Annotated in this window: 7 protein-coding genes; 3 read left to right on the top strand and 4 right to left on the bottom strand. The window is 54.9% G+C overall.

From position 1 onward, the window contains the following. Window positions 1–282 precede the first annotated feature (282 nt). Window positions 283–816 (bottom strand): GNAT family N-acetyltransferase, encoded by a 534-nt coding sequence (locus ACF8AM_RS21745; RefSeq protein ID WP_392557669.1) that lies wholly within the window; start codon window positions 814–816, stop codon window positions 283–285. A gap of 681 nt (window positions 817–1,497) precedes the next feature. Between ACF8AM_RS21745 and ACF8AM_RS21750 the strand changes: the two genes are divergently transcribed. Beyond that, on the top strand, window positions 1,498–3,450 hold the full coding sequence (locus ACF8AM_RS21750) for a DPP IV N-terminal domain-containing protein (protein ID WP_392557675.1): 1,953 nt from the start codon (window positions 1,498–1,500) through the stop codon (window positions 3,448–3,450). Window positions 3,451–3,618: 168 nt separating this feature from the next. On the opposite strand, the gene ACF8AM_RS21755 is transcribed toward ACF8AM_RS21750, so the two are convergent. The 3 genes from ACF8AM_RS21755 to ACF8AM_RS21765 all read right to left on the bottom strand — a co-directional run bounded on the left by ACF8AM_RS21755 (window position 3,619) and on the right by ACF8AM_RS21765 (window position 8,514). Beyond that, entirely contained in the window at window positions 3,619–5,367 is a 1,749-nt protein-coding gene (locus ACF8AM_RS21755; protein WP_392557670.1) for a glycoside hydrolase 43 family protein, read from the bottom strand. A 492-nt stretch (window positions 5,368–5,859) separates the two neighbouring features. Next, a complete protein-coding gene (locus tag ACF8AM_RS21760; protein WP_392557671.1) occupies window positions 5,860–6,237 on the bottom strand; it encodes a hypothetical protein in 378 nt (125 codons plus the stop codon). Between the two features lie 96 nt (window positions 6,238–6,333). After that, entirely contained in the window at window positions 6,334–8,514 is a 2,181-nt protein-coding gene (locus tag ACF8AM_RS21765) for a DUF5722 domain-containing protein (protein ID WP_392557672.1), read from the bottom strand. Window positions 8,515–8,747: 233 nt separating this feature from the next. On the opposite strand from ACF8AM_RS21765, the gene ACF8AM_RS21770 reads away from it, so the two are divergent. Beyond that, window positions 8,748–10,193 (top strand): OprO/OprP family phosphate-selective porin, encoded by a 1,446-nt coding sequence (locus ACF8AM_RS21770; RefSeq protein ID WP_392557673.1) that lies wholly within the window; start codon window positions 8,748–8,750, stop codon window positions 10,191–10,193. Between the two features lie 408 nt (window positions 10,194–10,601). After that, window positions 10,602–11,340: DUF1559 domain-containing protein (locus ACF8AM_RS21775; protein WP_392557674.1), on the top strand; the 739-nt coding region annotated here is incomplete at its 3' end.

Below are 11,340 nucleotides of genomic sequence, written 5' to 3' on the forward strand. Positions count from 1 at the left end.
GGTCGAGGTTGGGCGTTTCCAAAAACGGATGCCCGTGACAGCTCAGGTCCCCGTAACCTTGGTCGTCGGTCATCACCAAAACAATGTTGGGAGCATCCGCGCCAAGTAGGACACTGATTGGCGACAGGAGGATCAGGAGCATCGTTGGAAGTGCTCGAATGGTCATTGGGAATCAACCCTGATTGAGGTGGAATGAGCGAGAGTGAGACTGGAGGCAGTGAGATCGGAGGCATTGTAAACGCAATCGATCCCGGAAGAAGAACCGATGTCTTGTGAAAGCGATCAGCCGACAGACAACTCGATCCAGTAACGGTTCACAGTCGCGTCGGAGGTTTGATCGTGCACCTGGTCATGCAGTCTGCCGCCATTGCGCTCAATCACACGCGAAGATCCGATGTTCTCCGAGCTGCAAGTCAACAAAATGCGGTCCAAGCCAAGCCCGCGAGCGAAACGTTTCGCGTCTTTGAGCAACAAAGTGCCGTAACCTTTTCGACGTTCACTGGGGCGAACGCTGTAGCCGCAGTGACCACCGCAACGTTCCAGTTCCGGCGAAAGCAGGTGTCGAAAATTGTAGTTCCCGACGATGCGTTGGTTCACAACGAGAAACCGAGTTGAACTTGGAACGAATCCGGAAAGCCGTTCACCGCGAGACCACGCCATCAGGTTTTCAACCGTTTCAGCGTGTGACCATTCAGGCTTTCCAAAGTAGCCGTGAATTCGTGATTCGCCTTCAACTTCGAATTCCGCCACGTATTCGGCGAGAGCAGATTCGTGCTCCAAGCCCAGTTGGGCGAAGTGATTTTCGACTTGGTTCATAGCTTTGCTCTCCAACGCGACTCAATGATATCAGGCAGCAATTACCCGAGGCGGGAAGTTCGTCTGACACATACGGAGACTTGCACATCATCACGATCGGTTCGACCACTTCGGCTAATCTACCGGCGCGATTGCGGTGCTGCACAGTCAATGAACAGCCCGCTAGATCTTGCATTCGAGTCCTGCGAGAGTCGCCATGGCACCCTGTGATACCTCCGTTTTCGAGCGGACAAGCCACCACCTGTAGAGTGGATGGGGAAGATTGCTCGCCTCTATAGGCTTCCACAGGGAACGAGAACCAACGGGGCAAGGAAAATCGTTTGGCAGGAAAATGGATTGCCATTGTTTGGTTTAATCTCTTGGAATCCCCACCGTTGACCTGTTGTTTCGCTTCTCGTTTCCCAGCCTCGCGATCTTGAGAAAAGGCGATGGAATCGTTGGCAACTTCGTTGTCTTCGATCACAGCGTCTGAATAGGATCTCAAGTCGCGTTGCCTACTGAAGAGCTTCATTGATGCATCTAAGTCTGAAGGTTGTCACTCTGGTTCCGGTCGTTGCATTCGCGATTGCAGCGGAGGCACGCTCCGCTTTCTCTCAATCACCGGGGGCATCGTGGCCCACCACGACGGAACTGCTTGAACGATCTCGTCCCCGGTTGGAGGGGATCTACGCAAAAGGCGAGATGCGCGCGAAACGATTCGAAGCGGAATGGTTAGCCGACAGTTCGGGATACGTTGTTCGCCAGAAGGACGCGGATACGAATGAACTGGTCCGAGCGGTTTACCAGGTCGACTCGGGGGAACGATCTGTTTTATCAGCCGAGGCTGCGACGGCGAAACTGGATCCGCTGGTCTCACCAGACGGCAAGCAAGTGTTGCAGAAGCGACGTCGCAACTGGATCGTTCGCGAAATCGAAAGCGGACAGACGCGACGCTTGTTCGAAGATGAACCCTCCGGTGATGTTTCCTATCGCGACCTCGCTTGGAGCCCTGATGGCTCGCGAGTCCTGTTTGTTGAAACCGATTCGAGCGAGGTTCGGTTGCGGAACGTGCTGGTTCCCGATGACCCTTCGTATCCCAGCGTGCAGCAGACTCGATTTGCTCGTGTGGGGACGAAAATCCCAGAATTGAGAGTGGGCGTGGTCGATGTGGTCGGTGATGACGCCGGTTCGATCACTTGGTTAGCGATCGAATTCCCTGAGGAAGGTGGCTATTTCGGCGAAGTCTCCTGGGCGGGGAGTTCGGCCGAAGTCTTGGTCGAGCGTCTCAGCCGATTCCGCGACAAACGCGAGTTTCTGCTGGCGAAGGTTGGGGGCCCCGTGTTTCCTATTTTCGAAGAAACCAATGATGCTTGGGCAGTCGGAAGTCACGAGATCAATTCTGGCGTCAAATGGATTGATGGTGGAAAGAGTTTTGTATTTTTGAGTGAGAAGGATGGATGGCGTCAGGCGTTCGCCATCGACCGCGACGGTAAGAATGAACGGCTGCTGACGCCCGGTGAATACGACATCATCGATCGTGCTGAACCGGGAGATGTCGTCGATGAGGCGAGCGGTTGGTACTACTTCTATGCTTCACCTGACAATGGAACCCAGCGTTTTCTCTACCGAGTTCCTTTGGATGGATCTGGAACGCTTGAAATGATCACACCGGCGGACCAGCCGGGGTGGCATGAGTATCAGTTCTCTCCTGATCGCAAATGGGCCTTTCATACGTATTCGACTCTGAACACGCCTCCAGTTGTCGATTTGGTTTCGATCCCAAAGCATCGCTCGATCCGGATCTTGGAGGACAACCAAGAACTGCAGAAGCTTGCCCAAAAGACGATTGGGCATCCCACTGAGTTTGTGCAACTGAAGTTGTCGGAGGATGTGACCGTCGACGCGAGCGTCACCAAGCCAAGTGACTTTGATGAGTCGAAACGCTATCCAGTGTTTGTCTATGTTTATGGCGAGCCGTATTTGCAGACGGTGCTCGATCGTTGGGGAGCGGCTCAAATCGATTTCCTCCGTACGATTGCTGACCTTGGATACATTACGGTTTCGATCGACAACCGGGGGACGCCGTGTCCCAAGGGTGCAGCGTGGAGACGAAGCATCTTTGGTAGCTTGGGGCCACTGTCGACCGAAGAACAAGCCGCCGCGATTCAAGAACTTGGCCGCACACGATCTTATGTGGATTTATCGCGAGTCGGGATCTGGGGATGGAGCGGCGGTGGTTCGAACACACTGAACGCGTTGTTTCGCAAACCCGATGTTTATCATCTCGGGATCGCAGTCGTGCCCAAGCCACAACCGCACCTCTACAACGCTTGGTTCCAGGAGATCTACATGCGGACCCCGGAAGTCAACGCAGAAGGTTACGCACGCTCGGCTCCAATTGGGTTTGCGGATGGGTTAAAAGGCAAGCTGTTGATCATGACTGGTTCGGGGGAGACCAACACGCACATTCAAATCATCGAAGGCTTGGTCGACCGATTGATTGAACTGGGCAAGTCTTTTGATTACATGGTCTATCCCAACCGAGACCATGGGCTGCGTGAAGGCAAGGGAACTGAAGTGCACGTGCGAATGATGATCACTCGCTACTTGCTCGAGAACCTGACACCCGGGCCGAAGCCGGTGGAAGCGAATTAGGCCGGTGTCATCTGCCCGATCATTCCTGCCGATCTGCTTAGCAGCGTGTTGACTCAGTCAGCCGGAATGCGATTGCGTCCAGTTCGTCTCCGGTAATCTTGGGCGAACGCCGTTCGGCTGATCGCGAATTTTGCGAAACGTATTCAATCAACGACGGGGGAAGCCTGGCTATGGTTTGGATCCTGCTTCGTAGTGGAACCAGTCGATATCGACCCAGCCGCTTTCTGAGACTTCATCGGTTCGGTTGTTCCAACAGAACAGGCCGGGCCGATTGCCACGCCAGTTGCCGAAGTTCAGCGTGTAGGTCCACGGAGTCGTGTTCCAGATCTCGCCATCGATGCTCCACGCGAAGTCCGCTTGGTCACCATCGGTGGTGCTCCGCAGGTAGAGATTCGAGCCAGAAATCGATGGCCCGCTTTGAAACTTTCCGTTGTGATTGAAAAACAATTTCATCGTCCCGTCTTTTTGTTTCAAAACGCCGAACAGAGCGTATTGTCCTGAGTGATGACAAAATCCTGCTCGTGCTCCCCAGGTCATTCCGCGCAGATCCAACTTGGTCGTGGCAACCGTTTGGGTGACTCCGAGGTGCCGTTGGGAGAGAGTGTTGGACGCTCCCCAAAACGCTCCTTTCAATTTACCGCGATTCCCTGGGACGGGTTTGGAGGCAATCAGACGCAAGTGCCCCGGTCGATCGGAAAGAGAGAATCGGTCGCGACGTGGTTCGTGGTTCCAGTTCCACTGCGGACCGATTTGCGTTCCGTCAAACTCATCAGAGGTTTGAAGCGGTATAGCGTTTTCGCTTGGGATGGGTTTCGGATGAGTCCAAATCGGCTCGCCGATTCCATCACCGTCGGTGTCCTTGCCGATGATTGGCCACCCGTCTTTCCAGGTGACAGGTTGTAAACACTGCGGCCGTCCATGAAAGACCGGTTTGCCATTTTGAACGAGTTGATGCATGAACCACCAACGGCCATCCGGGGCTTCGATCAGAGAACCTTGGCAGGCAGAGCGATCGGAGTCAGATGCGCGTTCCATCACCACACGCGATTTGTAGGGGCCAACGAGGGAGTCCGTTTGGGATCGAAGGCACAGTTGTTTGCGGTCGCGGCTTTCGCCTTCGCCTTGCCACTCAATCAGCATGATGTACCACTGATTGTTGAATCGCCGAATTTTGGCGGCTTCGACGGCTGTCCCTGAAAAGATGGTCGTGCCCTCATCGAGTAACTCAGAGCCATCCCAAGACAGGCGAAAAAGTTTGATCTCGTGGGGTTGGTCGGGCCGAGGCGGAGAGCCTTTGCCCCAATTGCAGACCAGCCAGGCTTCTTGGTTCTCGTCGTCAAAGTAGACTGCGGGATCGGTCCAATGTTTTCGTTTGAGCAGACAGACGGGGTCTGTCCAAGGACCGGCGAGATCCTTGGCTCGCGTCAGGTAGAGGCCGGACTGAAAATCAATCTGGTAGCACAGCCACTCGCCGTTGTGCTGGACCAAATCACCAGCCCAGCATCCGAATCGGTAGCCATTCATTTGGTCCCAGTTGTACCGCGGTTCCCAATTGATGGTTGGGATGGCGTGACCGGTGTACTGCCAATTGACCAAGTCCTTGGATTCCAGAATGGTCATCCCAGGCGAGTAGTGATTGGTCGACGTGATCATCACCCACCGGTCATTGGCCTCGTCGCGTTCGACATCGCTGTCAGCAAAGTCACCATTAAGAATCGGGTTGGCATAAATTCCGTTGCCCAGGTCACCCCACTGACGAAAACGTGCGTCGATGGATGAGTCAGCCGTTTCTGTCTTCGTGGGCGAGGGCGGTGCAGTGTCGGGGGAATCCGCCGAGGCGACCGATGAGAGCGTCAGGATGATGAGCAGGAAAACACGCGATGTTTCCTTGCAGAGATTCAAGACGACGGAGTTCATTTTCATGATCAACAGTTTGCAGCGATGACGCGGAGAGGTGAAAGGCGGGAGCTTCAGGTGCGATCGGATGTGTCGACATGTGAGAAACGCTTGGTGCCACTGACGAAGATTCCGCAGACAAGGAACGCACCGACGAGTCCCCCGAGAAGTAGGATGCCAATTCCTTGCGCGTTGGGCCCAGCCAAAAGAAACAATCCCATGGGAGGAAAACAGATGGCGATCAACGAGTAGAGCATCTGACGGGAACGCACACTTGGGTCATGAGGCCAATTCCGAGATCGAATCCGGAAGATCAGTCCACCGACGACGCTTCCACCTAGAATTGTGACGAGCCCAATTGCAGGAACGTGAGTCAGAAAGGGAGCCGATGCAAATGCACCAGCCACTGCGGAGAAAACAATGTACCACGCTGGCCCTCTTCGGAATTCTGAATTCACGTCGAGGCTCGACGGGCGAACTGTTTCGGTTTCTGTCGGTGGTGCGTAAGGGTTGTCATTCACTTGGTGGAATCAACCGGGCTCCACATTGGTCGCAGTAGACGTCGTTGCGAAGTGTGGCGTCGCAGCGGCTGCAGGTAGGGACCATTTCCATGTGATTGCCAGAGATGGCGCCGGCGTAGTCGATCTTCGCAATCTTTTTGAGCAACCGAATGATTTCGGAGAGGGATTGAAGAAACAGCCAATTCAATAGTGATCCGACGAGGATCGAGAGCGAAGTGGCGATGGCTGGAAAACCGACGACAATCAGTACGGCGACGGCGGCGATCACTCCAAAGAGCACCGAGAGTATCGCGACGATGCTAAGCAAAGATTCAAGTGCCAGGCTCTTCGTTTGACGAGGTTTGGGAATCGAATGAGCAGTGAGTTCCATGATCAGCTACCTGGGGACGGAGGGGGATGGATTGGTTGTTGAACGCGACGAATTGGTCCCACTGCCCGTCTCCGGACGGAGCAGTCATGGCGTCGTTCATTGTTTCCAATGAGATTCGTATTGGGAGCGGATTTTCACTTCGGTTGAGGTTCCGATCGATTTGTAAGCGTCCCAGGCGGGTTTGGCCGCGCCGCGTGGTTGCTCAGGAGAACCCAGCCCGCGAAGGCCTAGATGCAGGCCTCCTTCGTTGCGATTGTCGACGGGGCGGTGATAGTCGAATGCGAGAATGGACTTGCACTTGCGTATTTGTTCAAAGGTGTAGAGCACCGCTGCGGCTTGCTGTTCCAATGCTTGTGGATCGGTTTCGGAAGCGTGGAAGCCTTGCTCGCTAAGCAAGACGGCACGTACGTTGCCCTTGGGGTCGCGCAAGCGTTTGTTGTGCAACCAATCGTCGAGCACCTGCCAGTTTTTGAGCGTGAACATACTGGCGTCGAGTGTGAATTCAACGTTGTCGTTCCAGGTATCAGATTCCCACAGGCTTTCGGGGTAGGGGTGATGAGCCAATCCCCACGGGAAGTTGCCTTCGACTTCACCGTGTCGAACGAGAGCCTGCATGATGTTTTTGGATGCGTACCAACGCCAGTGCGGAGGATCTTCCAGGTTCCAATGGTGTGTCAACGAAATGAAGGTGCGGGCGTGAGGATTGACCCGTCGAGTTGCCGCATCAACCATACGCATCGAGCGAAAGTAGTGGTCGAGATAAACGTGCATGGGAACTTCCCCCATGTTTGTCCATTGCCAACCCGCGTCGATTTCATTGTGGACGATCCAGTGATCGATTCGAAGGTTGCCTTCGCTGTAGCGTTCAGCGAGGAAGTTCAACGTGTCGGCATACAGTTGAGCGGATGCTTCGTCGACCAAGTTCGGCATCGTGTACGTGCCAGCCGGATCCGCGTCGGGATGTTCTAAACTGGGCAAGTCGTCGGTCGACCCGGTTCGCGAATTGGGGATCAACAGAATGGCCGCCATGACCAAACCGGCATTTCGTCCCTTTTGCACTCGGTGATCGAGGTGCCGCATTGCGGCTTGGTTGACGTATAACTCCCGCCCGCGAACTTGCGTGGCTCGATAGCCACGTCGAGGCGTCGGGGAGATGAGATTGCTCAGAACCAGGTTGACCGAACCATGAGCCAATCCGAGTTCCTCGACGTGTTCCGGTGCAAGTTCAGCGAGGCAGGTCATGCCTTTCGCGGCACTCAATTGGGGAGTCGGAGCAAGCTGTTTGGCCTCTGCTGCGTCATAGCCATCGACGTGGTGGACGGCGGAATACGGCGTCGCGGATCGATAGCCATCTGAGTCCAGTTGGCTGGAGATTGAAACGACTTGCCAGCGAGTGCCTGTTTCACGAAGTCTCGATTGTTGGCTGGCTGGGATGCGGACTTGAAAGTTTCCGTCGGCGTCCATTCGGACGGGGCGAAAGAAGGTTTGCGAATTCACCTTTGCCGGAACCGCGGAAATTTCGGTCCATCCGCGGGTGATCAAACTGAGGTTGGCCGTCGAGAGTTGGCCGACCGCTTTTCCCGAGACGAGGATCGCGTCGGCAGTGTGTTCCACCTGCGTGATCTCAAGTGGGAATTGCGTCTGATAATACGAGGCGATCTGTTCGTTGAGCTGTTCCAGTCGCTTGACCCGTTCTTGTCTTTCCTGATTTTGACGCTGCTCAAAATCGTTTTCTAAACGCAGGACGACGTTTCTGACTCGAAACCGTTTGTTCGCTTCTGTTCCGAAATCGAGTCGCAGCCAAAGAGGTTTGTCTTTCCGCAGAAACTGTTGTCCGAGTGACAGATCACACGTGTACGTGGTCCAGCCTTCGGCGCGATTCAAGTGGGGCAAGTTGACACGACGTTTCTCTGTCCATGGTTGTCCGTAAAACAGTTGCATGTTTCGGATGCCCTGCGTGCAAAACACTTCCATCGCCAGCATCCAACGTCGCTCGTTCGCGGGTGTTGGAGGGATTTGAAATGAAATGAACGGATCGTTGCCGGTCGTTCGGAACGCGATCGCGTCTTCCGTCGTTTCCATTTCCAGGTGTTTGAGTTGCGTCCGTGCACCGGAAAGCTGAACCGTTCGCGGCTCGATGGCCGAGGGTGCCTGAGCGATTGCGAGCGTATTGAAAAACGTGAACAGCGACACACTCACGAGAATCGGCAGCAGTCCTCGAAAGAACAACGTGAAACAAGTGTATCTGCCGGCGTGCCAATCAGGGAACGGATTCATGCGAAGGAGAGTGTTTCGTAGGGAAGGGGCTGTGTGACGAAGGCGGGAAAAGGACGCCACCAGGGAGGTGAGATTGTTCCGATTGTAACGGTTCGCCGCGTCCTTCTGCATCCGCTTGGTGGACCGGTCGATTTTGATCATCGGAGCGATACGACGGATCAAGCCTGGTGGGCCGGTCAATCAGGACGCAAGGTTTGAATCGAAAGGAATGACTTCCAACCAAAGGCGGACGAATGAGCGGACAAAAAATGGGATGCTCACACGGCACAGTGAAAGCAGGACTTCGCAGTGCAACGCTGCGACTGGTCATCCTCACGTGGGCGATGTGGGGCATTCAGGAAACGTACACCAACGCCCAGGAAACCATGGTGTTGGGAAGCGGGACTGCAAGGCAATCTGCTGATACCGTGTCATTGGAACTCGCGCGCTTGCAGGCCCAGATTGATGAGCTGAAGCAAGCGTCGAAACTCTCTCAAGAGCCAATTTTTGTTTATCCGGAGGAGTCTACCGCAACTTCTTGCACTCCCCCTGCGTCGAGCAAGTTTCCCACTGCGCGGTTGACAGGATTCTTCCAAGCCGACACCGCTTGGTTCCATCAAAGCGACCGTAACATTGCTGCAGTCGGTGACGCCGAAGATGGATCCGATTTCCGCCGAGCTCGTTTGGCCGCGGTTGGGAACGTTTGGGACAACGTTGCCTTTTCGCTCGAGATGGACTTCGGATTTCCAGGACGTCCGAGCTTCATGGACGTTTGGGTCGACATGGAAGATTTGATTGGGGATGGCAATCTGCGAGTCGGTCAGTTTCGACAACCGATCGGAATGGAAGGATTGACCAGCGTCAAAGAGCTCACCTTCATGGAGCGCTCACTGCCTTTTGCGTTGATCCCGTTCCGACAGATCGGAGCGGTCCTGTACGGTAACTCGTCGGATGATTCGATGACTTGGGCCGTCAGCGGATTTCGTTTCCCGACGGATGTCTACGGTGGCAGCGTCGGCGACAACGGTGGCTATGGGACCGCCACACGCGTCACAGGATTGTTGGTCGATCGCGAGCCAGGCAACGTGCGCTTCCATGTCGGTGGCGCCTACAGCTTCATTGATCCGTCCAATGATTTGTTTCAATACCGGAGTCAGCCCGAAGTGTTTGTCAGCGAAACCGGTGGCGGAGTGCCCGCGGCGGTGGCTGTGAACACACCATTCTTCGTTGACACCGGAATCATCAACGCGGAGCACACCAACTTGTTTGGTGCGGAACTCGCGGCTTCGGCGGGTTCGTTCTATGCCCAGTCGGAATACTTGGTCAGCGTGGTGGATCAGATTGGCGGGCCAACGGTCGCACTGCCGGGAGCCTATGCCTATGCCGGCTTTTTTCTGACTGGCGAACAACGATCGTATGACAAAAAGAACGGTGTCTTCGGCGACGTGGTACCGAATGGCAGTGTTGGAAAAGATGGCGGCATCGGAGCGTGGGAACTTGCCGTTCGCTATTCCTATCTCGACTTCAACGATGCGAATGTGCAAGGCGGGCGGTTGAGCGATCTCACCGCAGGAGTGAATTGGCACTGGAATCCACACACCAAGTTCCAACTGAACTACATCCACGCGATGCTGGACAGCCCGGTCAATGGCGACAGCGACGCAAGCATCTTTGCGATGCGAGCCCACCTCGATTTCTAGCAAAGTGCTGTTTGGTCGCACCCTGATTTTTGCCGCGCGCGATCGGACGACACTTGTCGATGGGCATGCATGCGACACACGAACTCCTTTCACCGAACCCGGGGCCATGCCTGGTGCGGGTCGAACAGGCAAGGCCGCCTGTTGATGTGATGAGCAGCGCAACGCGTTGTCGGCGGCATCGCCTGAGTTGCCGAGCGATCGAGACCTCTTTCGCTCGTTAGGGTTGCGGGAAACTCTCTATTTGTTCATTATGAGTGCACTAATGAGATGTTTTCTCATTAGCGTGACTCCACCACGGAAATTTGATTTCCAGTGGTCCTCCAGCAAGCGATCGCCGGTCGTTTTGACCGTCTCAGCCAGCCAAATGTCACGTTTGCGCAGACTGTAGATCCGATCTGGAGAAGAAAAATGAATTGTCGTCGAAGTGCGTTCACCCTGGTGGAATTGTTGGTGGTGATTGCCATCATCGGGATTCTGGTTGGTTTGCTTTTGCCCGCTGTGCAGTCTGCTCGCGAGGCAGCTCGACGCATGAAATGCTCGAACAATTTGAAGCAACTGGGGTTGGGGATGCAAAATCATCACGCCGCCCACAACGCATTTCCCAGTAGCGTTTCAGGTAGCGGTGCCCTTCACTATTGGGGCGCTCAATTGCTTCCCTACCTGGAGCAAAACCCTCTTGCCGATATTTATGACTACCGTGTTCGTTTCAATGACATCAAGAATCGCGAGGCCGTTCAAACTCCCCTTTCATTGATGCTGTGCCCCAGCACGCCCGGCAGCCCGATCGAGGACCCGAAATTCAAGCGTGCGACCTCGTCGAGTCCAGAAGCGTGGGGATCTTTCGGTTCCGACTACGCGGGTAGCGCGGGGCCCTATTCTCGAATGTGGACCGCTCCGGCCGTTGTGTCCTACCCAAAGCCGGGCAACATTGATGGACTGTTCGATGGAACGGTGAAGCCTGGTGTGAAGGGCCGCCGCATTCGCGATGTATTGGATGGAACTTCCAATACGATCGTGTTCGTTGAATCCTCGGGGCGTCCTCAGATCTTGCAATCCAATAGCGGGAGGGTGCATGGGTCAGTGGAATTTTCGAGTTCAGGTGCGAACTACGTAGCTGTGACCAGATGGGCGCCGGTCAATTTGTTTG

Source organism: Rhodopirellula sp. JB055, from assembly GCF_043100905.1.
In the GTDB taxonomy this organism is placed as follows: Bacteria; Planctomycetota; Planctomycetia; order Pirellulales; family Pirellulaceae; genus Rhodopirellula.

Bases quoted from the DNA above. Each gene is read 5' to 3' on its own strand.
- ACF8AM_RS21745 (WP_392557669.1), bottom strand. From the start codon at position 816: ATGAACCAAGTCGAAAATCACTTCGCCCAACTGGGCTTGGAGCACGAA.
- ACF8AM_RS21750 (WP_392557675.1), top strand. From the start codon at position 1,498: ATGCGCGCGAAACGATTCGAAGCGGAATGGTTAGCCGACAGTTCGGGA.
- ACF8AM_RS21755 (WP_392557670.1), bottom strand. From the start codon at position 5,367: ATGAACTCCGTCGTCTTGAATCTCTGCAAGGAAACATCGCGTGTTTTC.
- ACF8AM_RS21760 (WP_392557671.1), bottom strand. From the start codon at position 6,237: ATGGAACTCACTGCTCATTCGATTCCCAAACCTCGTCAAACGAAGAGC.
- ACF8AM_RS21765 (WP_392557672.1), bottom strand. From the start codon at position 8,514: ATGAATCCGTTCCCTGATTGGCACGCCGGCAGATACACTTGTTTCACG.
- ACF8AM_RS21770 (WP_392557673.1), top strand. From the start codon at position 8,748: ATGAGCGGACAAAAAATGGGATGCTCACACGGCACAGTGAAAGCAGGA.